20 protein-coding genes are annotated in these 24,221 nt (G+C 63.5%); 16 read left to right on the top strand and 4 right to left on the bottom strand.

All coding sequences use genetic code 11. From position 1 onward, the window contains the following. Nucleotides 1-345 precede the first annotated feature (345 nt). From map to dapC, 3 genes are read left to right on the top strand one after another with little or no spacing between them, the layout of a single operon-like run. Nucleotides 346-1,128: a type I methionyl aminopeptidase gene (gene map / locus OO306_RS10900; protein WP_027595791.1), complete on the top strand. Its 783-nt coding sequence runs from the start codon at nucleotides 346-348 to the stop codon at nucleotides 1,126-1,128. Between the two features lie 37 nt (nucleotides 1,129-1,165). Next, on the top strand, nucleotides 1,166-3,868 hold the full coding sequence (locus OO306_RS10905; RefSeq protein WP_265968623.1) for a [protein-PII] uridylyltransferase: 2,703 nt from the start codon (nucleotides 1,166-1,168) through the stop codon (nucleotides 3,866-3,868). A 30-nt stretch (nucleotides 3,869-3,898) separates the two neighbouring features. Next, complete coding sequence (dapC, locus tag OO306_RS10910; RefSeq protein ID WP_186675975.1) at nucleotides 3,899-5,095, top strand: succinyldiaminopimelate transaminase; 1,197 nt, start codon at nucleotides 3,899-3,901, stop codon at nucleotides 5,093-5,095. 179 nt (nucleotides 5,096-5,274) lie between these two features. On the opposite strand, the gene OO306_RS10915 is transcribed toward dapC, so the two are convergent. After that, nucleotides 5,275-6,921, bottom strand: a complete 1,647-nt coding sequence (locus OO306_RS10915) for a Na+/H+ antiporter (protein ID WP_265968627.1) — start codon at nucleotides 6,919-6,921, stop codon at nucleotides 5,275-5,277. Between the two features lie 242 nt (nucleotides 6,922-7,163). On the opposite strand from OO306_RS10915, the gene OO306_RS10920 reads away from it, so the two are divergent. The 6 genes from OO306_RS10920 to OO306_RS10945 all read left to right on the top strand — a co-directional run bounded on the left by OO306_RS10920 (nucleotide 7,164) and on the right by OO306_RS10945 (nucleotide 10,989). After that, nucleotides 7,164-7,442 carry a type II toxin-antitoxin system RelE/ParE family toxin gene (locus OO306_RS10920; RefSeq protein ID WP_081717529.1) on the top strand — a complete coding sequence of 93 codons (279 nt, stop codon included), beginning with the start codon at nucleotides 7,164-7,166 and terminating at the stop codon, nucleotides 7,440-7,442. Nucleotides 7,443-7,450: 8 nt separating this feature from the next. Then, complete coding sequence (graA, locus tag OO306_RS10925; RefSeq protein WP_238216399.1) at nucleotides 7,451-7,750, top strand: type II toxin-antitoxin system antitoxin GraA; 300 nt, start codon at nucleotides 7,451-7,453, stop codon at nucleotides 7,748-7,750. A gap of 124 nt (nucleotides 7,751-7,874) precedes the next feature. Beyond that, nucleotides 7,875-8,222, top strand: a complete 348-nt coding sequence (locus OO306_RS10930; RefSeq protein ID WP_027595785.1) for an ArsC family reductase — start codon at nucleotides 7,875-7,877, stop codon at nucleotides 8,220-8,222. A 41-nt stretch (nucleotides 8,223-8,263) separates the two neighbouring features. Beyond that, nucleotides 8,264-9,298 carry a 2,3,4,5-tetrahydropyridine-2,6-dicarboxylate N-succinyltransferase gene (gene dapD, locus OO306_RS10935; RefSeq protein ID WP_027595784.1) on the top strand — a complete coding sequence of 345 codons (1,035 nt, stop codon included), beginning with the start codon at nucleotides 8,264-8,266 and terminating at the stop codon, nucleotides 9,296-9,298. A 78-nt stretch (nucleotides 9,299-9,376) separates the two neighbouring features. Next, the gene (locus OO306_RS10940) at nucleotides 9,377-10,582 is read left to right on the top strand and encodes a cysteine desulfurase (RefSeq protein WP_085272743.1); all 1,206 of its coding nucleotides are present in this window, start codon (nucleotides 9,377-9,379) and stop codon (nucleotides 10,580-10,582) included. Beyond that, nucleotides 10,579-10,989 (top strand): SufE family protein, encoded by a 411-nt coding sequence (locus OO306_RS10945; RefSeq protein WP_265968631.1) that lies wholly within the window; start codon nucleotides 10,579-10,581, stop codon nucleotides 10,987-10,989. Before OO306_RS10940 ends, OO306_RS10945 begins: the two co-directional genes overlap by 4 nt. A gap of 107 nt (nucleotides 10,990-11,096) precedes the next feature. Here OO306_RS10945 and tcdA read toward each other — a convergent pair whose 3' ends face one another. After that, nucleotides 11,097-11,906, bottom strand: a complete 810-nt coding sequence (tcdA, locus tag OO306_RS10950; RefSeq protein WP_099428481.1) for a tRNA cyclic N6-threonylcarbamoyladenosine(37) synthase TcdA — start codon at nucleotides 11,904-11,906, stop codon at nucleotides 11,097-11,099. A 133-nt stretch (nucleotides 11,907-12,039) separates the two neighbouring features. On the opposite strand from tcdA, the gene OO306_RS10955 reads away from it, so the two are divergent. The 4 genes from OO306_RS10955 (at nucleotide 12,040) to OO306_RS10970 (ending at nucleotide 17,097) form a co-directional block, all read left to right on the top strand. Beyond that, nucleotides 12,040-14,631 (top strand): glycosyltransferase, encoded by a 2,592-nt coding sequence (locus tag OO306_RS10955; protein WP_027595780.1) that lies wholly within the window; start codon nucleotides 12,040-12,042, stop codon nucleotides 14,629-14,631. A gap of 107 nt (nucleotides 14,632-14,738) precedes the next feature. Continuing rightward, on the top strand, nucleotides 14,739-15,890 hold the full coding sequence (gene dapE, locus OO306_RS10960; protein WP_027595779.1) for a succinyl-diaminopimelate desuccinylase: 1,152 nt from the start codon (nucleotides 14,739-14,741) through the stop codon (nucleotides 15,888-15,890). Beyond that, a complete protein-coding gene (locus OO306_RS10965; protein ID WP_027595778.1) occupies nucleotides 15,890-16,702 on the top strand; it encodes a putative RNA methyltransferase in 813 nt (270 codons plus the stop codon). The genes dapE and OO306_RS10965 overlap by 1 nt, the downstream gene beginning before the upstream one ends. Before the next feature lie 17 nt (nucleotides 16,703-16,719). Next, nucleotides 16,720-17,097 (top strand): hypothetical protein, encoded by a 378-nt coding sequence (locus OO306_RS10970; RefSeq protein ID WP_027595777.1) that lies wholly within the window; start codon nucleotides 16,720-16,722, stop codon nucleotides 17,095-17,097. Between the two features lie 71 nt (nucleotides 17,098-17,168). On the opposite strand, the gene OO306_RS10975 is transcribed toward OO306_RS10970, so the two are convergent. Continuing rightward, the gene (locus tag OO306_RS10975) at nucleotides 17,169-17,378 is read right to left on the bottom strand and encodes a cold-shock protein (RefSeq protein WP_027595776.1); all 210 of its coding nucleotides are present in this window, start codon (nucleotides 17,376-17,378) and stop codon (nucleotides 17,169-17,171) included. Nucleotides 17,379-17,610: 232 nt separating this feature from the next. Between OO306_RS10975 and plsB the strand changes: the two genes are divergently transcribed. The 3 genes from plsB to OO306_RS10990 all read left to right on the top strand — a co-directional run bounded on the left by plsB (nucleotide 17,611) and on the right by OO306_RS10990 (nucleotide 21,295). After that, on the top strand, nucleotides 17,611-20,097 hold the full coding sequence (gene plsB / locus OO306_RS10980; protein WP_265968637.1) for a glycerol-3-phosphate 1-O-acyltransferase PlsB: 2,487 nt from the start codon (nucleotides 17,611-17,613) through the stop codon (nucleotides 20,095-20,097). A 76-nt stretch (nucleotides 20,098-20,173) separates the two neighbouring features. Further along, nucleotides 20,174-20,572: a YbaY family lipoprotein gene (locus tag OO306_RS10985; protein WP_027595774.1), complete on the top strand. Its 399-nt coding sequence runs from the start codon at nucleotides 20,174-20,176 to the stop codon at nucleotides 20,570-20,572. 33 nt (nucleotides 20,573-20,605) lie between these two features. Further along, on the top strand, nucleotides 20,606-21,295 hold the full coding sequence (locus OO306_RS10990) for a DUF4197 domain-containing protein (protein ID WP_027595773.1): 690 nt from the start codon (nucleotides 20,606-20,608) through the stop codon (nucleotides 21,293-21,295). A gap of 182 nt (nucleotides 21,296-21,477) precedes the next feature. Here OO306_RS10990 and OO306_RS10995 read toward each other — a convergent pair. Continuing rightward, the coding region (locus OO306_RS10995; RefSeq protein ID WP_265968639.1) for an efflux RND transporter permease subunit at nucleotides 21,478-24,221 on the bottom strand (2,744 nt) is incomplete at its 5' end.

Here is a 24,221-nt window from a genome sequence, read left to right on the forward strand (position 1 = left end):
ATAGTTCCTTGATAAGTCGGGTTGGGCCTCCACGCATCCCAATGACCAACCCACAGATTCTAGAATCCGGGGCACCCAGGTCATCGTGTCGACACGTGTGTGGGTTTAGGGCTTACGGGGTCGACCCCGAAAGCGGCGCATTTTATACCACAGACCGCGAGCGAACGGAACCCGAATACTGTCGCGTCCGTCAGCGGTTTTTGCAGCACCCAGGCTTTCAGGCCAAAATGCCCTCTATAGACAGCAGGATGGCCGGCTTTATCCCGACCGATTGCCGCCCTGCTCTGCTAGAATCCGGCCTTTCCCGTTTGTTCGCGCCGTGCACGGCGCCGTAGAGAGCCTGTAATGACCGTCACCATCAAGACCGCAGAAGACATCGAGAAGATGCGCATCGCCGGCCGCCTGGCCGCCGAGGTGCTGGAAATGATCGAAGAGCACGTCAAGCCCGGTGTCACCACCGAAGAACTGGACCGCCTGTGCCACGACTACATCGTCAACGTCCAGCAGGCCATCCCGGCGCCGCTCAACTACAAGGGTTACCCCAAGTCGATCTGCACCTCGATCAACCATGTGGTCTGCCACGGCATCCCCAACGACAAGCCGCTCAAGGACGGTGACACGCTCAACATCGATGTCACCGTGATCAAGGACGGCTACCACGGCGACACCAGCCGCATGTTCCACGTCGGTAACGTGCCGGTCTGGGCCGAGCGCCTGTCCAAGGTCACCCAGGAATGCATGTACAAGGCCATCGAGCTGGTCAAGCCGGGCTGCCGCCTGGGCGACATCGGCGAAGTGATCCAGAAGCACGCTGAAAAGAACGGCTTCTCGGTGGTGCGCGAGTTCTGCGGCCACGGCATCGGCAAAGTGTTCCACGAAGAACCGCAGATCCTCCACTACGGCCGCGCCGGCACTGGCATGGAACTCAAAGAAGGCATGACCTTCACCATCGAGCCGATGATCAACCAGGGCAAGGCCGACACCAAGGTCCTGGGCGATGGCTGGACCGCCATTACCAAGGACCGCAAGCTCTCGGCCCAGTGGGAACACACCTTGGTGGTGACGGCGACCGGTTACGAGATCTTCACCCTGCGCAAGGACGACACCATCGCGCGCACCTCGGCCTGAGTCCGCGCCAGGCACCCCACGACAGGAACGCGACGCAATGCCCCAGGTGGATCCCGAGCTGTTCGACCGCGGCCAGTTCCAGGCGGAACTGGCCCTCAAGGCGAGCCCTATCGCCGCCTTCAAGAAAGCCATCCGCCAGGCGGGCGAGGTGCTCGACCGGCGTTTTCGCGAAGGCCGCGAAATCCGCCGTTTGATCGAGGACCGCGCCTGGCTCGTCGACAACATCCTGCAGCAGGCCTGGAACCAGTTCGACTGGGGCGACCAGAGTGGCATCGCCCTAATCGCGGTAGGCGGTTACGGGCGCGGTGAACTGCACCCGCATTCCGACATCGACCTGCTGATTTTGCTGGGTGCTGCCGAACACGAGCAGTACCGCGAGGCCATCGAGCGCTTCCTCACCCTGCTCTGGGACATCGGCCTGGAAGTGGGCCAGAGCGTGCGCACCGTCGACGAATGTGCCGAGCAGGCGCGTGCCGACCTGACGGTCATCACCAACATGATGGAAAGCCGCACCGTCGCCGGCCCCGAAGCCTTGCGCCAGCGTATGCTGGACGTCACCAGCACCGAGCACATGTGGCCGAGCAAGGAGTTCTTCCTGGCCAAGCGTGCCGAGCTCAAGGCCCGCCACCACAAGTACAACGACACCGAGTACAACCTTGAGCCCAACGTCAAGGGCTCACCCGGTGGCCTGCGCGACATCCAGACCGTGTTGTGGGTGGCGCGCCGCCAATACGGCACGCTGAACCTGCACGCCCTGGCCGGTGAAGGTTTTTTGCTGGAAAGCGAGAACGAACTGCTGGCCTCCTCCCAGGACTTCCTGTGGAAGGTGCGCTATGCCCTGCACATGCTGGCCGGGCGCTCGGAAGACCGTTTGCTGTTCGATCACCAGCGCAGCATCGCCGCCCTGCTGGGCTACAGCGACGAGAACCCCAAGCGCGCGATCGAGCAGTTCATGCAGCAGTACTACCGGGTGGTGATGAGCATCAGCCAGTTGTGCGACCTGATCATCCAGCACTTCGAGGAAGTCATCCTCGCCGACGATGACAGTGGCACCACCCAACCTTTGAATGCGCGCTTCCGCCTGCATGACGGCTATATAGAAGCCGCCAAGCCGAACGTATTCAAACGCACGCCGTTCGCCATGCTGGAGATCTTCGTGCTGATGGCCCAGCACCCGGAGATCAAAGGGGTACGCGCCGATACCGTGCGCCTGCTGCGCGAGCACCGGCACCTGATCGACGAAACCTTCCGTCACGATATCCGCAACACCAGCCTGTTCATCGAGCTGTTCAAGTGCGAGATCGGCATCCACCGCAACCTGCGCCGCATGAACCGCTACGGCATCCTCGGCCGCTACCTGCCGGAATTCGGCCTGATCGTCGGGCAGATGCAGCATGACCTGTTCCACATCTATACGGTCGATGCGCACACGCTCAACCTGATCAAGCACCTGCGCAAACTGCAGTACACGCCGGTTTCCGAGAAATTCCCGCTGGCCAGCAAGCTCATGGGCCGCCTGCCCAAACCCGAGCTGATCTACCTGGCCGGGCTTTACCACGACATCGGCAAGGGCCGCCAGGGTGACCACTCGGAGCTGGGCGCGGTGGACGCACAGACGTTCTGCGAGCGCCACCAACTGCCGGCCTGGGACAGCCGCCTGATCGTCTGGCTGGTGCTGAACCACCTGGTGATGTCCACCACCGCACAGCGCAAAGACCTGTCCGACCCACAGGTGATCAACGACTTTGCCTTGCATGTGGGGGACGAGACCCGCCTGGATTACCTCTATGTGCTGACCGTGGCCGACATCAACGCCACCAACCCCAGCCTGTGGAACTCCTGGCGCGCCAGCCTGCTGCGCCAGCTGTACACCGAGACCAAGCGCGCCCTGCGCCGTGGCCTGGAAAACCCACTGGACCGCGAAGAGCAGATCCGCCAGACCCAAAGCGCCGCGCTGGACATCCTCGTGCGCGAAGGCGTCGACCCGGACGACGTCGAGCAACTCTGGTCGCAGCTGGGCGACGACTACTTCCTCAAGCACAACGCGGCCGATGTGGCCTGGCACACCGACGCCATCCTCCAGCAGCCGGCCGACGGCGGGCCGCTGGTGCTGATCAAGGAAACCACCCAGCGCGAGTTCGAGGGCGGTACGCAGATCTTCATCTACGCCCCCGACCAGCACGACTTCTTCGCCGTGACCGTGGCGGCCATGTCGCAGCTGAACCTGAACATCCATGACGCGCGCATCATCACCTCGAGCAGCCAGTTCACCCTCGACACCTATATCGTGCTCGACAATGACGGCGGCTCGATCGGCGACAACCCGCAGCGGGTCAAGCAGATTCGCGACGGCCTCACCGAAGCGCTGCGCAACCCCGAGGACTACCCGACGATCATTCAGCGCCGGGTGCCACGCCAGCTCAAGCACTTCAATTTCCCGCCGCAGGTGACCATCCTCAACGATGCCCAGCGGCCGGTGACCATCCTTGAGATCACCGCGCCCGACCGGCCGGGCCTACTGGCCCGGATCGGCCGCATCTTCCTGGAGTTCGACCTGTCGTTGCAGAATGCCAAAATCGCCACCCTCGGCGAGCGCGTGGAAGACGTGTTCTTCATCACCGATGCCGACAACCAGCCGCTGTCCGACCCGCAGCTGTGCAGCCGCCTGCAGGAGGCTATCGTCCAGCAGCTGCAGGCTGGCCAGGCAAGCGACGCCAGCCCGACCCGCGTGACCTTTTAACGATTAGACGATTGACGAGACCTTGCGCCGATGAACCATGCCCTGACCCAGCTTCAGCCCTACCCGTTCGAGAAACTGCGCGCCCTGCTGGGCAGTGTGAAACCAGCGGCAGACAAGCGCGCCATCGCGCTGTCGATCGGTGAGCCGAAGCACACATCGCCGGCGTTCGTCGCCCAGGCCATGGCCGACAACCTCGACAAGCTGGCGGTGTACCCCAGCACCCTCGGCCTGCCAGGGCTGCGCCAGGCCATCGGCCAGTGGTGCGAGCGCCGTTTCGGCGTGCCAACCGGCTGGCTGGATGCCGACCGTCACATCCTGCCGGTCAACGGCACCCGTGAAGCACTGTTCGCCTTCACCCAGGCCGTGGTCAACCGGGCCGATGATGGCCTGGTGGTCAGCCCTAATCCGTTCTACCAGATCTACGAAGGTGCGGCGCTGCTGGCAGGCGCCACCCCGCACTACCTGCCGTGCCTTGAAAACAACGGCTTCAACCCTGACTTCGACGCCGTGCCGGCAGATGTCTGGCAGCGTTGCCAAATCCTCTTCCTGTGCTCGCCAGGCAACCCTACCGGCGCACTGGTGCCGATGGACACCCTGAAGAAGCTGATTGCCCTGGCCGACGAGCATGATTTCGTGATCGCCGCCGACGAATGCTACAGCGAGCTGTACTTCGACGAAGACGCCCCACCACCGGGCCTGCTCAGCGCCTGCGCCGAACTGGGCCGCAGCGATTTCAAACGCTGCGTGGTGTTCCACAGCCTGTCCAAGCGTTCCAACCTGCCTGGCCTGCGTTCGGGCTTCGTCGCGGGCGATGCCGAGATCATCAAGCCATTTTTGCTGTACCGCACCTACCACGGCTGCGCCATGCCCGTGCAGACCCAGCTGGCCAGCATCGCTGCCTGGCAGGACGAGGCGCACGTGCGCGAAAACCGTGACCAGTACCGCGCCAAGTACGATGCCGTGCTGGATATCCTGCAGCCGGTGATGGATGTGCAACGCCCGGATGGCAGCTTCTACCTGTGGGCCAAGGTGCCGGGCTGCGACGCCGCGTTCACCCGCGACCTGTTCGAGGCCCAGCATGTGACCGTGGTGCCGGGTTCGTACCTGTCGCGTGACGTGGATGGCGTGAACCCTGGCGCTGGCCGAGTGCGCATGGCGCTGGTTGCGCCGCTGGCCGAGTGCATCGAGGCCGCCGAGCGGATTCGCGCGTTCCTGCAGAACCGCTGATTAGGCAGGGGGCGCTTTGCGCCCCATCGCAGCGGCTCGGCGCCCCGACAAGCCACAGGTAACTGCGCAGGTTCAGACCATGTGAGGCCCGCTCCCACGTAATGCGTCAATTTTTAGAAATTGCGCAAGACAGTTGCCCCCACAGGGATTCTCACGGGCTGCAGAGCAGCCCCTGCGACCTACCGGACAGCGCCCAGGTTCGCCTCGCTCATATCCAGCTCACCCAGTACCTGCCGCACCACCTCATCGCCCACCAGGTGCTGGCGATGCAGGTTGTACAACTCCAGCCGCTGCGCCCGCAGCGCACGCAAGCGCAAACGCCGCTCAAGCAGGTCCATCTGCTCAGCCATGGCCCGTGCCTCCGCCGTGTCGTTGTAACTGTCCAGCTCGTCCCGGTACTCGGCCATCAACCGTGCCTTGAGCTCGGTCGCCAGTGTCGCCTGCGCGGCATCCTGCGGCGCGTTGGCATCGATCACCTCTTCCGCCTCCAGGGCATGAATCGCGGCCTCGGCCGTGCGTCGCCAAGCTTCCAGCACTTCTTGATGCAGCCGCTCGTCCGGGCTTTGGGTGACGCCACGCAGCAGGATCGGCAAGGCAATGCAGGCACTGATCAACGACAGCAGAATGACCCCTGCGGCGATGAAGATGAGCAAATCACGCTCGGGGAACGCCTGGCCCGCACTGATCAACAGCGGCACCGACATCACACCCGCCAGGGTCACGGCGCCACGTACGCCCCCGAGGGTCAGCAGCCAGCAGGAACGCGCCGTGGGCATCAGCACCAGCGCCGGCTTGCCCCGCCAGCGGCGTACCACACCAATGGCCCGCCAGATGCTCTGCACCCAGATAAACCGCAGCAGGATCAACGTTGCGAAGATCGCCAGCACATCCAGGCAGCGCCAGGCCAAGGTCGGCCACACGGTGGCCTCGTGGCTCACGACGGCCTTGATGATGTCCGGCAATTGCAGGCCAAGCAGCAGGAAGATCAGGCCATTGAAGGCAAACTCCAGCAACGACCACACACTGCGATTGAGCAAGCGGGTACTGGTCTGGCGGGGCAGCAGGTCGAGCCAGCTCTGCATCATACCGGCCGCCACCGCCGACAGAATGCCGGATACCCCCAGGCGCTCGGCCAATACATACGCCGCAAAGGGCAGCAACAGCATGAACACCACGTGCGTGGCGGGGTCGTCCCAACCGCGGGCGATCATCCAGGCGCGCAGACGGCCGATCAGCCAGCTCAGGGCAACGCCGACCGCCAGGCCGCCAAGGGCGACCAGGACGAAGCTGAAGCTTGCATCGGCCAACGAGAACACCCCGGTGATCGCTGCGGCCAAGGCGAACTTGAACGTCACCAGGCCCGAGGCATCGTTCATCAGCGCCTCACCCTGCAGCATATGCATCAGCGGGGTTGGCAGACGGTCCTGTGCAATGGCCGAAACGGCCACGGCATCGGTAGGCGAAAGTACCGCGGCCAGGGCAAAGGCGACCGGCAGCGGGATGCTCGGCAACAGCCAGTGAATGAAGTATCCGGCGCCGACCACCGTAAACAGCACCAACCCCACGGCCAGCGCCACCACCGGCCCGCGAATGCGCCACAACTCGCGCTTGGGAATGCGCCAGCCATCGGCGAACAACAGCGGCGGCAGGAACAGGAAGAGGAACAGCTCGGGGTCCAGGGCCACGTGCAGCCCCAGGGTGGGCCAGGCCAGCAGCGCGCCAGCGGCAATCTGCACCAATGGCAGGGGCAGCGGAATCATCCGGCCGACCAGCTTCGACACGCTGACCAGCGTGAGCAAAATGAGGACGGTATAGGCTGACTGCATCCGTGAAAGCTTCCTTTATGAATCAATAACCGTAGCGAGGCGAAACATCGCCATTGAAACAATATGTTAGCGGCGTATGGCAATGCGGGGCCGCTGCACGATAGTCGCAGGTGCGGCGGGAATATGTAACACGATGCTACCCACCACGCGCCATTAACGCTGCGTGTTCACTCTCCAGGCTTGAAATGACGCTATGTCGACGTATAATCAATCTTAACGAATAACGTTAAGCGTTCAGGCCCATGATTCAAGCCTTCAGCTGTGCTGACACGGAAGCACTCTTCACGACTGGAAAGACACGGCGTTGGTCAGATATCAAATCTGTCGCAGAGCGCAAATTGGCCATGCTTGATGCTGCCACAGAACTGCGCGACCTTCGCTCTCCTCCGGGCAATCGCCTGGAACAGTTGAGCGGTAATCGCGCCGGCCAACACAGCATACGAGTCAATGATCAGTGGCGCGTGTGCTTTATCTGGACGGAAAACGGTCCGGCAAACGTTGAAATTGTCGATTACCACTGAGGTGCATCATGCTCAAGAATGGCATGCGTCCAATACATCCTGGTGAAGTTCTGCGCGAGGACTTCCAGAAAGAAATGGGGTTCAGTGCCGCTGCTCTGGCGCGGGCATTGGGTGTTGCGACGCCAACGGTCAACAACATCCTGCGCGAGCGTGGCGGCATTTCCGCCGACATGGCACTGCGCCTGGCCATCTGCCTGGACACCACACCGGAGTTCTGGCTCAACCTGCAAATCGCCTTCGATTTGCGCACAGCCGAACAGCAACATGGTGATGAGATCATCGGATCCGTGCAGCGCTTGGTCGCTTGAGACATATCTCGATCAATAAAGTCGGGCGCCACAGGCGTGGCGCCGCGCGGATCGATCCAGCATAATCCCGCGACTGACTTTCGAAAAATGGAGAAATTGGGGAACCTTTGCCCCAATGTACACAATGACTTACACGCTCTACGGCATCAAAGCCTGTGACACCATGAAAAAGGCGCGTACCTGGCTCGAAGACAAAGCCATCGCCTACGAATTCCATGACTACAAAACCCAAGGCATCGACCGTGACAGCCTGAACCGCTGGTGCGACGAGCACGGCTGGGAAGTCATCCTCAACCGTGCCGGCACCACCTTCCGCAAGCTCGACGACGCCAGCAAGGCTGATATCGACCAGGCCAAGGCCGTCGAGCTGATGCTTGCCCAACCTTCGATGATCAAGCGCCCGGTGCTCGATCTGGGCGAGCGCACCCTGGTTGGTTTCAAACCTGATTCGTATGCCGCAGCGCTGGCCTGAGCCCGCCTGCGCTTCCACCCTATTTCGCACGAGGTAATCCCATGTCCAATACCCTGTTCAGCCTGGCCTTCGGTGTCGGCTCCCAGAACCGCCAGGGCACCTGGCTTGAAGTCTTCTACGCACAACCACTGGTCAACCCAAGCGCCGAGCTGATCGCTGCCGTTACCCCGATCCTCGGCTACGAAGGCGGCAACCAGGCCATTGCGTTCAGCAACGCGCAAGCGGCGCAGCTGGCTGAAGCCGTGAAAGGCGTCGATGCCGCCCAGGCTGCCCTGCTGACCCGCCTGGCCGAAAGCCACAAGCCGCTGGTCGCCACCCTGCTGGCAGAAGACGCTGCGCTGACCTCGACCCCAGAGGCCTACCTCAAGCTGCACCTGCTGTCGCACCGCCTGGTCAAGCCGCACGGCGTGAGCCTGGCCGGCATCTTCCCGCTGCTGCCAAACGTCGCCTGGACCAACCAGGGCGCCGTCGACCTGGGCGAGCTGGCCGAACTGCAACTGGAAGCACGCCTGAAGGGCGAGCTGCTGGAAGTGTTCTCGGTGGACAAGTTCCCGAAAATGACCGATTACGTGGTCCCGGCCGGCGTGCGTATCGCCGACACCGCCCGTGTGCGCCTGGGCGCCTACATCGGCGAAGGCACCACCATCATGCACGAAGGCTTCGTCAACTTTAACGCGGGCACCGAAGGCCCAGGCATGATCGAAGGCCGCGTTTCGGCGGGCGTCTTCGTCGGCAAGGGTTCGGACCTGGGCGGCGGCTGCTCGACCATGGGCACCCTGTCCGGTGGCGGCAACATCGTCATCAAGGTCGGCGAAGGCTGCCTGATCGGCGCCAACGCCGGTATCGGTATCCCGCTGGGCGACCGCAATACCGTTGAAGCCGGCCTGTACATCACCGCTGGCACCAAGGTGAACCTGCTCGACGAGAACAACGAGCTGGTCAAAGTGGTCAAGGCCCGCGACCTGGCCGGCCAGACAGACCTGCTGTTCCGTCGCAACTCGCTGAACGGCGCGGTGGAATGCAAGACCCACAAGTCGGCCATCGAGCTGAACGAGGCGCTGCACGCCCACAACTGAGAACCTTCCTCGGTTTGAAGTGATAAGATCGGGTCTGGCGTAATGCCAGACCCGTTTTTCATTCCAGGCCCCGCGACCATGTTCCAGCCCTCCCCCTGGCGTGCCGATTTCCCCGCCATCGCCGCCCTGCAACGGCAGCACCAGACTTACCTGGACAGCGCCGCCACCAGCCAGAAACCGCAAGCCCTGATCGATGCCCTGAGCCATTACTATGGCCATGGCGCGGCGAACGTGCACCGTGCCCAACACCTGCCCGGCGCGCTGGCGACCCAGGCGTTCGAAACCAGCCGCGACAAGGTTGCCGCCTGGCTCAATGCCGCCGATTCGCGGCAGATCGTTTTCACCCATGGCGCCACCTCGGCCCTCAACCTGCTGGCCTATGGCCTAGAGCACCGCTTCGAAGCCGGTGACGAAATCGCCGTCAGTGCCCTGGAACACCATGCCAACCTGCTGCCCTGGCAACAGCTGGCCCGGCGGCGCAACCTTCGCCTGGTCATCTTGCCGCTCGACATTCACGGCTGCATCGACCTCGATCAGGCCCTGCAACTGATCGGGCCACGCACCCGGGTACTGGCGGTCAGCCAGCTGTCCAACGTGCTAGGCACCTGGCAGCCGCTGTCGGCCTTGCTGGCCCATGCCCGGGCCCAAGGCGCATTGACTGTGGTCGACGGGGCCCAGGGCGTGGTGCATGGCCGCCATGATGTGCAGCAGTTGGCGTGCGACTTCTATGTCTTTTCCAGCCACAAGCTGTATGGGCCGGAAGGGGTTGGCGTGCTGTACGGTCGCAGCCAGGCGCTGGCGCTGCTGCGCCACTGGCAATTTGGCGGTGAAATGGTGCAACTGGCCGAGTACCAGAGCGCCAGCTTCCGCCCCGCCCCGCTGGGCTTCGAAGCCGGTACCCCACCGATCGCGGGCGTCATCGGCCTGGGCGCCACGCTCGATTACTTGGCCAGCCTTGATGCTCAGGCAGTCGAACGGCATGAGGCCAGCTTGCACCAGCACTTGCTGCGCGGCCTGGCCGACCGCGATGGCATCCGCGTGCTCGGCTCGCCACAGACGGCCTTGGCCAGCTTCGTGATCGAAGGGGTGCACAACGCCGACATCGCCCATCTGCTGACCGAGCAAGGCATCGCCGTGCGTGCGGGCCATCATTGCGCCATGCCGCTGCTCAAAGGGCTGGGGCTTGAGGGGGCGATTCGGGTGTCGCTGGGGCTGTATAACGACAGCGATGACCTGCAGCGCTTTTTCGACGCGCTGGATCAAGGGCTGGAGATGTTGCGATGAGTTTATCGACAGCTGCCCGCGAGGCGCTGGAACAGTTCGAGCAGGCCCGCGGCTGGGAGCAACGTGCGCGGCTGCTGATGCAGTGGGGTGATCGTCTTGAGCCGCTGAGTGAAGCCGACAAATGCGAGCACAACCGCGTGCATGGCTGTGAAAGCCTGGTGTGGCTGGTGGCTGAACAACAGGATGGCGAGTGGCGATTCAAGGCCAGCAGCGATGCGCGGTTGTTGCGCGGGTTGCTCGCCTTGCTGCTGGTGCGGGTGCAGGGCCTGGCCAGCAGCGAGCTGGCCAATGTGGATTTACCGGGCTGGTTCAAGCAGCTAGGCCTGGAGCGGCAACTGTCCCCCTCGCGCAGCAATGGCCTGCATGCGGTATTGCTGCGGATGGCAGAAATCACCTCCAGCCACTGAACAGTGGGACTTCTTCGCGGGCAAGCCCGCTCCTACAGGAACTGCACAGGCCCTGAGTAGTGCACAGCCCCTGTAGGAGCGGGCTTGCCCGCGAAAAGGGAACAGGGTTACTCGGGTTTGACCCGCTCAGAAGGCCGCCTGGCACCCGCCACCAGTTTTTCCACGGCCTTGCTGGCCGCGACCATGCCAAAGGTCGCGGTCACCATCATCACCGCGCCAAAACCACCCGAGCAGTCCAGGCGCACGCCTTCACCGACAAAACTCTTCTGCAGGCAAACGCTGCCATCACCCTTGGGGTAGCGCAGCTGCTCGCTGGAAAACACGCACGGCACGGCGTAGTTACGGCTGACATTGCGCGAGAAGTTGTAGTCGCGACGCAAGGTGGACCGCACCCGCGAAGCCAGCGGGTCGTTGAAGGTCTTGTTGAGGTCACCGACCTGGATTTGCGTTGGGTCGATCTGCCCCCCCGCGCCACCGGTGGTCACAACGCCGATCTTGCGCCGCTTGCACCAGGCAATCAGCGCGGCCTTGGCCATGACGCTGTCGATGCAGTCGATAACGAAGTCGAGGCCTTCGGTAATGTACTCGGCCATGGTCTCGCGGGTGACAAAGTCAGCTACCGCGTGCACCGTGCAAGCCGGGTTGATCGCCCGTAGGCGCTCGGCCATGACCTCGACCTTGGGCCGCCCCACTTGCCCTTCGAGGGCATGGGCCTGACGGTTGGTATTGCTGACACAGACATCGTCGAGGTCGAACAGGGTAATCTCGCCCACGCCACTGCGCGCTAACGCCTCGGCCGCCCACGAGCCGACCCCGCCGATACCGACGATCGCCACATGGGCCTGTTTCAATCGTTGCAGGCCATCATCGCCATACAATCGGGCGACGCCTGCAAAGCGTGGATCTTCTGTGCTCATCTTGCTACCCCGAAGCGCATACCGCTAAAAACGGCGCGCATTATATGCCAATGGCGCCGGTGGCCTCCATGGTTAGGAAACTGCCGGCCAATCCTGCTTTAATGTTCACTCAATCCGACAGACTTGGACGACAATGTCATCACGCAAATTCGGCCTCAACCTGGTCGTGGTCCTGGCCATCGCGGCGCTGTTCACCGGGTTCTGGGCGCTGATCAACCGCCCCGTCTCCGCGCCTGCCTGGCCGGAGCAGATCTCTGGTTTCTCGTACTCGCCCTTCCGCCTCGGGGAAAGCCCGCAAAAGGGCCAATACCCCAGCGACGACGAGATGCGCCAAGACCTGGAGCAGATGAGCAAGCTGACCGACAGCATCCGCATCTATACCGTAGAGGGCACCCAGGCAGATATCCCGCGCCTGGCCGAGGAATTCGGCCTGCGGGTGACCTTGGGTATCTGGATCAGCCCGGACCTTGAGCGCAACGAGCGCGAAATCGCCACCGCCATCGAACTGGCCAACACCTCGCGCAGCGTGGTGCGGGTGGTGGTCGGCAACGAGGCGCTGTTCCGCGAAGAAGTCACGCCCGAGGCACTGATCCAGTACCTGGACCGGGTACGCGCCGCCGTCAAGGTGCCGGTCACCACCAGTGAGCAGTGGCACATCTGGAAAGAACACCCGGAGCTGGCCAAGCACGTCGACCTGATCGCCGCGCACATCCTGCCTTACTGGGAATTCGTGCCGATGCAGGACTCGGTGGAGTTCGTGCTCGACCGCGCCCGCGACCTCAAGCAGCAGTTCCCGCGCAAGCCGCTGCTGCTATCGGAAGTCGGCTGGCCGAGCAATGGCCGCATGCGCGGCGGTGCCGATGCGACCCAAGCTGACCAGGCCATCTACCTGCGCACCCTGGTGAACACGCTCAACCGCCGCGGTTACAACTACTTTGTGATCGAGGCCTACGACCAGCCTTGGAAAGCCAGTGACGAAGGTTCGGTGGGGGCTTACTGGGGCGTGTTCAACGCCGAGCGCCAGCAGAAGTTCAACTTCGATGGCCCGGTAGTCGCCATCCCGCAGTGGCGTGCCCTGGCGGTCGCCTCGGTGGTGCTGGCGATGATTGCCCTGATGGTGCTGTTCATCGATGGCTCTGCCCTGCGCCAGCGCGGCCGCACCTTCCTGACCTTCATCACCTTCCTGTGTGGGTCGGTGCTGGTATGGATTGCCTACGACTACAGCCAGCAATACAGCACCTGGTTCAGCCTCACCGTGGGCGTGCTGTTGGCGCTGGGTGCGCTGGGCGTGTTCATCGTGTTGCTGACAGAAGCCCACGAACTGGCCGAGGCGGTATGGATACACAAGCGCCGTCGCGAATTCCTGCCGGTGCAGGCCGACAGCGCCTACCGGCCCAAGGTGTCGGTGCACGTCCCCTGCTACAACGAGCCTCCCGAGATGGTCAAACAGACCCTCGATGCCCTGGCCGCGCTGGACTACCCCGACTACGAAGTGCTGGTGATCGACAACAACACCAAGGACCCGGCCGTGTGGGAACCCCTGAAGGCCCACTGCGAGAAGCTTGGCGAGCGCTTCAAGTTCTTCCATGTCGCACCCCTGGCCGGTTTCAAGGGCGGCGCGCTCAATTACCTGCTCCCGCACACCGCTAAAGATGCCGAAGTGATCGCAGTGATCGACTCCGACTACTGCGTCGACCGCAACTGGCTCAAGCACATGGTGCCGCATTTCGCCGACCCGAAAATCGCCGTGGTGCAGTCGCCCCAGGACTACCGCGACCAGCACGAAAGCGCCTTCAAGAAGCTGTGCTACAGCGAGTACAAGGGCTTCTTCCACATCGGCATGGTCACCCGCAACGACCGTGACGCGATCATCCAGCACGGCACCATGACCATGACCCGCCGTTCAGTCCTGGAAGAGCTGGGCTGGGCCGAATGGTGCATCTGCGAGGACGCCGAGCTGGGCCTGCGGGTATTCGAAAAAGGTCTGTCGGCCGCCTACGCCCACAACAGCTACGGCAAGGGCCTGATGCCCGACACCTTCATCGACTTCAAGAAGCAGCGCTTCCGCTGGGCCTACGGCGCCATCCAGATCATCAAGCACCATGCCGGCGCCCTGCTGCGCGGCAAAGGCAGCGAGCTGACCCGCGGCCAGCGCTATCACTTCCTGGCCGGCTGGCTACCGTGGATCGCCGACGGCATGAACATCTTCTTCACCGTCGGCGCACTGCTGTGGTCGGCGGCGATGATCATCGTGCCGCACCGGGTCGACCCGCCGCTGATGATCTTCGCCATCCCCCCGCTGGCGCTGTTCTTCTTCAAGGTTGGCAAGATCATCTTCCTGTACCGCCGGGCGGTCGGGGTCAACCTCAAGGATGCCTTCGCCGCCGCGCTGGCGGGGCTGGCGTTGTCGCACACCATCGCCAAGGCGGTGCTGTACGGGTTCTTCACCAGCAGCATGCCGTTCTTCCGCACGCCCAAGAATGCCGACAGCCATGGTGTGCTGGTGGCCCTCTCCGAAGCGCGCGAAGAACTGTTCATCATGCTGCTGTTGTGGGGCGCGGCGCTGGGCATCTATCTGGTGCAAGGGCTGCCAAGTTCGGACATGCGCTTCTGGGTGGCGATGCTGCTGGTGCAGTCGTTGCCGTACCTGGCGGCATTGGTGATGGCGTTGCTGTCGTCGTTGCCAAAACCTGCCGAAAAGAACGTCGAAGCACAAGCCACCTGAAACAGGCCGGGGCCGCCCAGCGGCCCCATTGCCCCGTGCCGACAACCCTCGTTTGATATAAGATAACGCCCCTCGTTTTTCCGCCTTGCCTTGCCCCGGAGTTCCCCATGACGGCCCCTGCCGAGCTCTCGCCTACCCTTCAACTGGCCTGCGACCTGATCCGTCGCCCCTCGGTCACCCCCGTCGATGCCGACTGCCAGGCGCAGATGATGAATCGCCTGGGCGCCGTGGGCTTCCAGCTCGAACCCATGCGCATCGAAGACGTCGACAACTTCTGGGCCAGCCATGGCAACCAGGACGGCCCGGTGCTGTGCTTCGCCGGCCATACCGACGTGGTGCCGACCGGCCCGGTGCAGCAGTGGCAGCACGAGCCGTTCGAAGCGCTGATCGATGCCGATGGCATGCTCTGCGGCCGTGGCGCCGCCGACATGAAAGGCAGCCTGGCGTCGATGGTGGTGGCCAGCGAGCGCTTCGTGCGCGACTACCCCGACCACCGTGGCAAGGTCGCTTTCCTGATCACCAGCGACGAAGAAGGCCCGGCCCACCACGGCACCAAGGCCGTGGTCGAGCGCCTGAAAGCACGCAACGAGCGCCTGGACTGGTGCATCGTCGGGGAGCCTTCAAGCACCACCCTGCTCGGCGACGTGGTCAAGAACGGCCGCCGCGGCTCGCTGGGCGCCAAACTGACTGTGCGTGGCAAGCAAGGCCATGTGGCCTACCCGCACCTGGCGCGCAACCCGATCCACCTCGCTGCCCCCGCCCTGGCAGAACTGGCGGCCGAGCATTGGGACGAAGGCAACGCGTTCTTCCCGCCAACCAGCTTCCAGATCTCCAACCTCAATTCCGGCACTGGCGCCACCAACGTGGTACCCGGTGAGCTGACTGCGCTGTTCAACTTCCGCTTCTCTACCGAGTCGACCGTCGAAGGCCTGCAGCAGCGGGTGGCGGCAATCCTCGACAAGCATCAGCTTGACTGGAGCGTCGACTGGGCACTGTCCGGCCTGCCTTTCCTTACCGAGCCGGGCGAATTGCTCGATGCGGTGTCGGCCAGCATCAAAGCCGTCACCGACCGGGATACCCGCCCGTCCACCAGCGGCGGTACCTCCGATGGCCGGTTCATCGCCACCATGGGCACCCAGGTGGTAGAACTCGGCCCGGTCAACGCCACCATTCACCAGGTCGATGAGCGCATCCTGGCCAGCGACCTCGACCTGCTGACCGAGATCTACTACCAGACCCTGGTCCGGTTGCTCGCCTGATGCTGGCCTGCCCCCTCTGCCAGGCAGCCCTGTCGCGGCTCGACAATGGCGTGGTGTGCCCTGCCGGCCACCGCTTCGACCGCGCCCGCCAGGGTTACCTGAACCTGCTGCCGGTGCAGCACAAGAACAGCCGCGACCCGGGTGACAACCAAGCCATGGTCGAAGCCCGTCGCGACTTCCTCGACGCCGGGCACTACGCCCCGGTGGCCGGTCGCCTGGCCGAGCTCGCCGCCGAGCGCCAGCCTGCTGCCTGGTTGGACATCGGCTGCGGTGAAGGCTACTACACCGCCCAGCTGGCCCAAGCCCTGCCCGATGCCGACGGCTACGCCCTGGACATTTCTCGCGAAGCGGTCAAGCGCGCCTGCCGGCGTGATCCGTCGGTCACCTGGATGGTCGCCAGCATGGCCCGCGTGCCCCTGGCCGATGCCAGCTGCCAGTTCATCGCCAGCGTGTTCAGCCCGCTGGACTGGGCCGAAGCCAAGCGGCTGCTCAGCCCTGGCGGTGGCCTGATGCGGGTCGGCCCGACCAGCGGCCACCTGATGGAGCTGCGTGAAGTGCTCTACGATGAAGTGCGCCCGTACGCCGACGACAAGCACCTGGCCCTGGTGCCGGACGGCATGGCCCATGCGCACAGCGAAACCCTTGAGTTCCGCCTGAGCCTGGCTGCGCCCAAGGCACGTGCCGACCTGCTGGCCATGACCCCGCACGGCTGGCGCGCCAGCGCCGAAAAACGGGCACTGGTGATCGACCAGGCCGAGCCGTTCGAGGTCACGGTTTCCATGCGTTATGACTATTTCGTGCGCCAAGACTGAGCACACCCGGAGCCCTTATGCGCCAACCTGATATCGAGATTTACCTGAAGGACGCCGACGTCGACCACAAGCAGATTGCCGCCTGGCTCGCCGAGGCCGTCGGCCCGTGCAGCGAATGGCAGCAAAAAGGCCAGACCTTCAAATGCAAGGCCGGTAACATTCCAGTCACTTGGTTACCCAAGGCTGTAGGGAAATGGAACAGCCTTTACCTGGAAAGCGACCAGACGCCGTGGGCTGATGACGTCGCCTGTGCACGCGCCGCGCATGCCGCGCTCGGCGTCGAAGTACGCTGTGCACCGGGTGGCTGGGTCGAGGAAGACGGTGAAGAAGATGCCGATCGCTGGATCCGCATCAGCGCCGACGGTGAAGAGGAAATCACCTGGCGCACCAGCTGAACACGCTGGAAACTGATCGCATCAGGCTGCAAGTGACACGGACTTGCAGCTTGAGGCTTACCACATGAGGCTCAGAGCCCTACTACGTCCTCGGCTTGCAGGCCTTTCTGGCCCTGCACGCAGGCGTACTCGACCTGTTGCCCTTCGACCAGGGTACGATGCCCCTCACCGCGGATCGCCCGATAATGGACGAACACATCCGCACCACCTTCGCGCTGAATGAAGCCATAGCCCTTGGCATCGTTGAACCACTTTACATTCCCAGTCTCACGAGACGACATCTGAACTACTCCGGATTTTTATTGTGAAGATCGCCTTGTAGGCCCGCAGTCATCACCGCGTGCCGACGCCGCTTGCCGAAATATCCTGCAAGTGGCAGGCCGAGTATATGACACAGATTAAAAAAAATTGATGACGGTCCGGATTTTTGCCGGTTTTTGCTGAACTTACGCACATACGGCAGACTAATTGGCTGGATACTCACCTGAAAATCACTCCCAGGGCCCACTCCTCATGACCCGTTCCCCCCTGCGCCGCCTGATCTTCGGCGCCCTGCGTCGCCTGTTGTACCTGTGGGTGCGCTCCGAGACCATCAATCAGTCGTCGCTGACGCTCAAGCTTGATCGCAGCCGCCCGGTGTTCTATGCCCTGCCGTCGCCCTCGCTGACCGACCTGGCAGTACTCGACCGCGAGTGCACCAAGGCAGGGCTGCCACGCCCGGTGCTGCCGGTGGCCGTGGGCACCCTGCACGAGCCGGCCGCGTTCTTTTACCTGACGCCCGACCCCGACTGGCTGGGCCGCCAGGACAAAAGCGGCGCCCCACCCACCCTCGAACGCCTGGTCGCGGCCGTGACCCAGCACGCCGAGGAAGACGCGCAGATCATTCCGGTGAGTGTGTTCTGGGGCCAAAGCCCCGCCAGTGAGTCCAGCCCCTGGAAGTTGCTGTTCGCCGACAGCTGGGCGGTCACCGGGCGCCTGCGCCGGCTGCTGACCGTGCTGATCCTGGGGCGCAAGACGCGTGTGCAGTTCTCTGCACCGATCCACCTGCGTGAACTGGTACAGCACAACAAGGGCCACGAGCGCACCGTGCGCATGGCCCAGCGCCTGATGCGCGTGCACTTCCGTAACCTCAAGACAGCCGTGATCGGCCCGGACATCTCGCACCGACGCAACCTGGTAAAGGGCCTGGTGCATGCGCCACAGGTACGCCAGGCCATCAGCGACGAAGCCGAGCGCGAGGGCATCCCCCTGGCCAAGGCCGAAGCCCAGGCGCTGCGCTATGGCAACGAGATCGCCTCGGACTACACCTACACCGCGATCCGCTTCCTTGAAGTGGTGCTCAGCTGGTTCTGGAACAAGATCTACGACGGCATCAAGGTCAACCACATCGAGCAGGTGCAAGGCATCGCCCCGGGCCACGAAGTGATCTACGTGCCCTGCCACCGCAGCCACATCGACTACCTGCTGCTGTCGTACCTGTTGTTCCGCAACGGCCTCACCCCGCCGCACGTGGCGGCCGGCATCAACCTCAACATGCCGGTCGTCGGTAGCCTGCTGCGCCGTGGCGGGGCGTTCTTCATGCGCCGCACCTTCAAGGGCAACCCGCTCTATACCGCCGTGTTCAACGAGTACCTGCACACGTTGTTCAGCAAAGGGTTCCCGGTGGAGTACTTCGTCGAAGGCGGCCGTTCGCGCACCGGGCGGATGCTGCAACCGCGTACCGGCATGCTGGCAATCACCCTGCGCAGCTTCCTGCGCTCGTCGCGCACGCCCATCGTCTTCGTGCCGGTGTACATCGGCTATGAGCGCGTGCTCGAAGGCCGCACCTACTTGGGCGAACTGCGCGGCGCGAGCAAGAAGAAGGAGTCGATCTTCGACATCTTCAAGGTCTTCAGTGCCCTGAAGCAGCGCTTTGGCCAGGTCTACGTCAACTTCGGCGAGCCGATCCGCCTGGCGGGCTTCCTCGACGAGCAGCAACCCGGCTGGCGTGAACAGGACCACGGCCCACAGTTCCGCCCGGCCTGGCTCAACCAGGCCACTTCACGCCTGGGCGACACCGTGGCGCGCCACCTCAACGAGGCCGCGGCGATCAACCCGGTCAACCTGGTGGCCCTGGCGCTGCTGTCCACCAGCCGCCACGCCCTCGACGAACGTGCCCTGAGCCGCGTACTGGACCTGTATCTGTCGCTGTTGCGCAAGGTGCCGTATTCGCCCCACACCACCTTGCCGGAGGGGGATGGCCTGGCCTTGATCGAGCATGTGAAGGGTATGAAGCTGCTGTCCGAGCAGAAGGACGCCTTGGGCCGCATCTTGTACCTGGATGAAGCCGATGCGGTGTTGATGACCTACTACCGCAACAACGTCCTGCACATCTTCGCCCTGCCGGCTTTGTTGGCCAGCTTCTTCCTCAGCAGCTCACGCATGAGCCGCGAACTGCTTGGCCAGTATGTCCGGGCGCTGTACCCGTACCTGCAAACCGAACTGTTCCTGCGCTGGGCGCCGGAGCAACTGGACGAGGTGATCGACCAGTGGTTGGCTGCACTGGTCGAACAAGGGCTGTTGCGCCAGGAAAACGATGTCTACCTGCGCCCGGCACCGAGCTCTCGGCCGTTCGTATTGTTGACGTTGCTGGCCCGCAATATCACCCAGACCTTGCAGCGCTTCTACATGGCCACTTCGCTGTTGCTCAACAGCGGCCAGCACACCTTGAGCGCAGAAGCGCTGGAAGACCTCTGCGTGATGATGGCCCAGCGCCTGTCGATTCTGCATGGCCTCAACGCCCCGGAATTCTTCGACAAGACCCTGTTCCGCCACTTCATCCAGACGTTGATAGAGCAAGGCGTGCTGCAAGCAGACGCGCAAGGCAAGCTGGGCTACCACGACAAGCTCGCCGAGGTGGCCGAAGCGGTCGCCAAGCGCGTGTTGTCGGCGGAGTTACGCTTGTCGATCCGCCAGGTCGCCTTGCACCGTGACGACTCCCTGGAAACTTCGGCCCTCTGAGGCTTCATCTGACGCGCAAATCCGCTAAAGTCCCTGGGGTTGGCCAAAAGCCAGCGCCAAGGACTACGGAGATTCCATGAAAAAGCTCTTTATGCTGTGTTGCGCATCCCTGCTTGCAGCCTGCTCCAGCCACACCCCATCGACCCAGGCCAGCCTGGACGGCGAAGTCTTCTACCTGCAGCGCATCGCCCTGCCCCCAACCGCCACCCTCAGCGTGAGCTTGCAAGACGTGTCGCTGATGGACGCACCCGCGGTGACCCTGGCCAGCCAGGCCGGCCCGGTTAAAGGCAACGTGCCGCTGCCGTTCCACCTCACCTATGACCCGGCCCAGGTCAAGCCGGGCCACCGCTATGCAATCAGCGCGCGTATCGAGCTCGACGGCAAGTTGCTGTTCATCAACACCGAACACCACGGCGTGAAACTCGACGGCAGCGACACCCAGCCCGTGCGCATCAAGGTCGATCAGGTTCGCTGACACCCGTACATTTCTGTTCAGAAGGAAAGCTTCATGATTCGCTCTTCCCTGCGTTTCACCACCCTGTGCGCCGGCTTGCTGCTGTCTGCCAGTGCCCTGGCCCTGTCGCTGGGCGACCTGTCCCAGAAGGACGCCACCGGTGGCCTGAAGGACGCGCTGACCCAAGGCGCGCAGATTGCCGTCAAGCAACTGAGCACCCCAGGCGGTTTCAACAACAACCCGGACGTGCGCATCGAACTGCCGGGCAACCTCGGCAAGGCCGCCAAAGCCATGAAGATGTTCGGCAAGGGTGACCAGGTCGACGCCTTGGAAACCAGCATGAACAAGGCCGCCGAGGCTGCCGTGCCACAGGCCCAGGCGATCCTGGTCGATGCTGTCAAGAACATGAGCGTGACCGATGCCAAGGGCATCCTCAGCGGTGGCGACGATTCGGCCACCCAGTACCTGAACAAGAGCAGCCGCGAACAGATCCGCGCCAAGTTCCTGCCGATCGTCAAGCAAGCCACCGACAAGGTGGGCCTGGCCCAGCAGTACAACAACTTTGCCGGGCAAGCGGTGGCATTGGGCGTGGTCGACGCCAAAAGCGCCAGCATCGAGAACTACGTGACCGAAAAGGCGCTGGATGGCCTGTTCGAGATGATCGGCAAGCAAGAACAAAGCATTCGCCAGAACCCGGCCGAGGCTGCAACCAGCCTGGCCAAGAAGGTCTTCGGCGTGCTTTAAGCGCACCTGGCCTGCACTGCGCCCCAGATAATGGACGGGTGTCCAACATCAGGGGCGTAGCTCAGCCCCTTTGTAGGAGCAGCCTTGTGCTGCGAAGAGGCCGGTGCAAGCACCTGACATCAAGGGTGCCTGCACCGGCCTCTTCGCAGCACAAGGCTGCTCCTACACAGGGCAGTGGCTGCTCAGTCAGTGGAATCCTTCTTCACCCTGAACCATGCCGCATACAGCGCCGGCAAGAACAGCAGGGTCAACGCGGTCGCAACAATCAACCCGCCCATGATCGCCACCGCCATCGGCCCATAGAACACACTGCGCGACAACGGGATCATCGCCAATACCGCCGCCAGCGCGGTCAGCACGATCGGGCGGAAGCGCCGTACCGTGGCCTCAATGATTGCCTGCCAACGCTCCATGCCCGCCGCAATGTCCTGTTCGATCTGGTCCACCAGAATCACCGAGTTGCGCATGATCATCCCGGCCAGGGCAATGGTGCCGAGCATGGCGACGAAGCCGAACGGCTGGCGGAACACCAGCAGGAACAGCGTCACCCCAATCAGCCCCAAGGGCGCGGTCAGGAACACCATCACCGTGCGCGAGAAGCTGCGCAGCTGGATCATCAGCAAACTCAACACCACCACGATGAACAGCGGCATGCCGGCATTCACCGATTTCTGCCCGCGCTCCGAATCCTCTACCGTACCGCCTACCTCGAGCAGGTAGCCATCCGGCAGCTTGGCTTTGATCGCCTGCAGTGTCGGCTCGATCTGCCGCACCAGCGTCGCCGGCTGTTCCTTGTCATAGATGTCGGCGCGCACGGTCACCGTCGGCAAACGGTTACGGTGCCAGATGATGCCCTCCTCGAAGCCATACTCCAGGGTCGCCACCTGCGACAGCGCCACGCTCTGGCCATTGTCGGTGGGCAACGCCAGGCTGCCGAGGTTGGCCAGTTCGCTGCGTTCCTTGTGCGTGCCGCGCAGCAGGATTTCGATCAATTCGTTGTCTTCGCGGTACTGGCTGACCGTGGTCCCGGTCAGCGAGCTCTGCAAGAAGCTGGACAACTGCGCGGTGCTGACGCCGAGGGCGCGCGCGCGGTCCTGGTCGATCTCCAGGAACACCGCTTTGCTCGGCTCTTCCCAGTCCAGGTGCACGTTCACCACATGCGGGTTCTCACGCACCTTGTCGGCCACCTCGCGGGCCAGCGCACGGGCCTTCTCGATGTGCTCGCCGGTCACCCGGAACTGCACCGGGTAGCCCACGGGTGGGCCGTTCTCCAGGCGGGTGACGCGCCCGCGCAGCTCGGGGAACTGCTGGTCCATGGTGGTGATCAGCCAGCTGCGCAGGCGCTCACGGTCATCCATCGACTTGGCCAGCACCACGAACTGGGCAAAGCTGGCGGCCGGCAGTTGCTGGTCCAGCGGCAGGTAGAAGCGCGGTGAACCGGTGCCCACATAGGCCACGTAATTGTCGATGCCGTCCTGCTGCTTGAGCAGTGCTTCCAGTTGCTTGACCCGCTCGGCGGTGTTGGCCAGCGATGCACCTTCGGCCAGCTTCAGGTCGACCATCAGCTCCGGGCGCCCGGAGGCTGGGAAGAACTGCTGCGGCACGAAACGGAACAACAGGATGCTGCCGACAAACGCCGCGAGGGTCAGCAGGATGACCGTCTTGCGCCGCCGCACGCACCACTCCACCACACGCCGCACGCGCTGGTAGAACGGCGTGGCATACGGGTCGGGCGCGTGCCCATCACTGCCGTGCCGCGCCGCATGCAGTTTGGCCAGGTCTGGCAGCAGCCGCTCGCCCAGGTACGGCACGAACACCACCGCTGCGACCCAGGAGGTCAGCAGCGCAATGGTCACCACCTGGAAGATCGAGCGGGTGTATTCGCCGGTACTGGAGGCCGCCGTGGCGATAGGCAGGAAGCCCGCCGCGGTGATCAGGGTGCCGGTGAGCATCGGGAAGGCCGTGCTGCTCCAGGCATAGCTCGCCGCCTTGAGCCGGTCGTAGCCCTGCTCCATCTTGATCGCCATCATTTCCACGGCAATGATCGCATCGTCCACCAGCAAGCCCAGCGCCAGCACCAGGGCGCCGAGCGAGATCTTGTGCAAGCCGATGCCAAAGTAATGCATGGCGGCAAAGGTCATGGCCAGTACCAACGGGATGGCCATCGCCACCACCAGCCCGGTGCGCAGGCCGAGGGAGAAGAAGCTCACCAAAAGCACGATGATCAACGCCTCGGCCAGTACTTGGACGAACTCACCGACGCCCGCCTTGACCGCCGCCGGCTGGTCCGAGACCTTGCGCAGCTCCATGCCCGCCGGCAGGTTGCGCGCCAGGCGTTCGAACTCGCCCTCCAGGGCCTTGCCCAGTACCAGGATGTCGCCGCCGTCCTTCATCGAGACGGCCAGGCCGATGGCGTCCTCACCCATGAAGCGCATGCGCGGTGCGGGCGGGTCGTTAAAGCCGCGGTGCACCTCGGCAACGTCGCCGATGCGGAAGGTGCGATCGCCCACGCGAATCGGAAACTGGCGGATCTGCTCGACGCTGTCGAAGCGCCCGCTCACCCGCAATTGCAGGCGCTCGCTGGGGGTTTCGAAGAAGCCGGCGGTGCTCACCGCGTTCTGCGCCTGCAGGGCCTGTTGGACAGCCTCCAGCGGTACCCCAAGGGTTGCCAGCTTGAGGTTGGACAGCTCGATCCAGATTTTCTCGTCCTGTAGCCCGACCAGCTCGACCTTGCCGACGTCCTTGACCCGCTGCAGCTGGACCTGGATACGGTCGGCGTAATCCTTGAGCACCGCGTAGTCAAAGCCCGCACCGGTCAGCGCATAGATGTTGCCGAACGTGGTGCCGAACTCGTCATTGAAAAACGGGCCCTGCACCTCCGGTGGCAGGGTGTGGCGGATGTCCGCGACCTTCTTGCGGATCTGGT

The organism is Pseudomonas sp. DCB_AW (assembly GCF_026240895.1).
GTDB lineage: Bacteria > Pseudomonadota > Gammaproteobacteria > Pseudomonadales > Pseudomonadaceae > Aquipseudomonas > Aquipseudomonas kermanshahensis.

What these genes read in the sequence shown, in the direction of transcription:
- map (WP_027595791.1), top strand. Translation starts at nt 346, where the DNA reads ATGACCGTCACCATCAAGACCGCAGAAGACATCGAGAAGATGCGCATC.
- OO306_RS10905 (WP_265968623.1), top strand. Translation starts at nt 1,166, where the DNA reads ATGCCCCAGGTGGATCCCGAGCTGTTCGACCGCGGCCAGTTCCAGGCG.
- dapC (WP_186675975.1), top strand. Translation starts at nt 3,899, where the DNA reads ATGAACCATGCCCTGACCCAGCTTCAGCCCTACCCGTTCGAGAAACTG.
- OO306_RS10915 (WP_265968627.1), bottom strand. Translation starts at nt 6,921, where the DNA reads ATGCAGTCAGCCTATACCGTCCTCATTTTGCTCACGCTGGTCAGCGTG.
- OO306_RS10920 (WP_081717529.1), top strand. Translation starts at nt 7,164, where the DNA reads ATGATTCAAGCCTTCAGCTGTGCTGACACGGAAGCACTCTTCACGACT.
- graA (WP_238216399.1), top strand. Translation starts at nt 7,451, where the DNA reads ATGCTCAAGAATGGCATGCGTCCAATACATCCTGGTGAAGTTCTGCGC.
- OO306_RS10930 (WP_027595785.1), top strand. Translation starts at nt 7,875, where the DNA reads ATGACTTACACGCTCTACGGCATCAAAGCCTGTGACACCATGAAAAAG.
- dapD (WP_027595784.1), top strand. Translation starts at nt 8,264, where the DNA reads ATGTCCAATACCCTGTTCAGCCTGGCCTTCGGTGTCGGCTCCCAGAAC.
- OO306_RS10940 (WP_085272743.1), top strand. Translation starts at nt 9,377, where the DNA reads ATGTTCCAGCCCTCCCCCTGGCGTGCCGATTTCCCCGCCATCGCCGCC.
- OO306_RS10945 (WP_265968631.1), top strand. Translation starts at nt 10,579, where the DNA reads ATGAGTTTATCGACAGCTGCCCGCGAGGCGCTGGAACAGTTCGAGCAG.
- tcdA (WP_099428481.1), bottom strand. Translation starts at nt 11,906, where the DNA reads ATGAGCACAGAAGATCCACGCTTTGCAGGCGTCGCCCGATTGTATGGC.
- OO306_RS10955 (WP_027595780.1), top strand. Translation starts at nt 12,040, where the DNA reads ATGTCATCACGCAAATTCGGCCTCAACCTGGTCGTGGTCCTGGCCATC.
- dapE (WP_027595779.1), top strand. Translation starts at nt 14,739, where the DNA reads ATGACGGCCCCTGCCGAGCTCTCGCCTACCCTTCAACTGGCCTGCGAC.
- OO306_RS10965 (WP_027595778.1), top strand. Translation starts at nt 15,890, where the DNA reads ATGCTGGCCTGCCCCCTCTGCCAGGCAGCCCTGTCGCGGCTCGACAAT.
- OO306_RS10970 (WP_027595777.1), top strand. Translation starts at nt 16,720, where the DNA reads ATGCGCCAACCTGATATCGAGATTTACCTGAAGGACGCCGACGTCGAC.
- OO306_RS10975 (WP_027595776.1), bottom strand. Translation starts at nt 17,378, where the DNA reads ATGTCGTCTCGTGAGACTGGGAATGTAAAGTGGTTCAACGATGCCAAG.
- plsB (WP_265968637.1), top strand. Translation starts at nt 17,611, where the DNA reads ATGACCCGTTCCCCCCTGCGCCGCCTGATCTTCGGCGCCCTGCGTCGC.
- OO306_RS10985 (WP_027595774.1), top strand. Translation starts at nt 20,174, where the DNA reads ATGAAAAAGCTCTTTATGCTGTGTTGCGCATCCCTGCTTGCAGCCTGC.
- OO306_RS10990 (WP_027595773.1), top strand. Translation starts at nt 20,606, where the DNA reads ATGATTCGCTCTTCCCTGCGTTTCACCACCCTGTGCGCCGGCTTGCTG.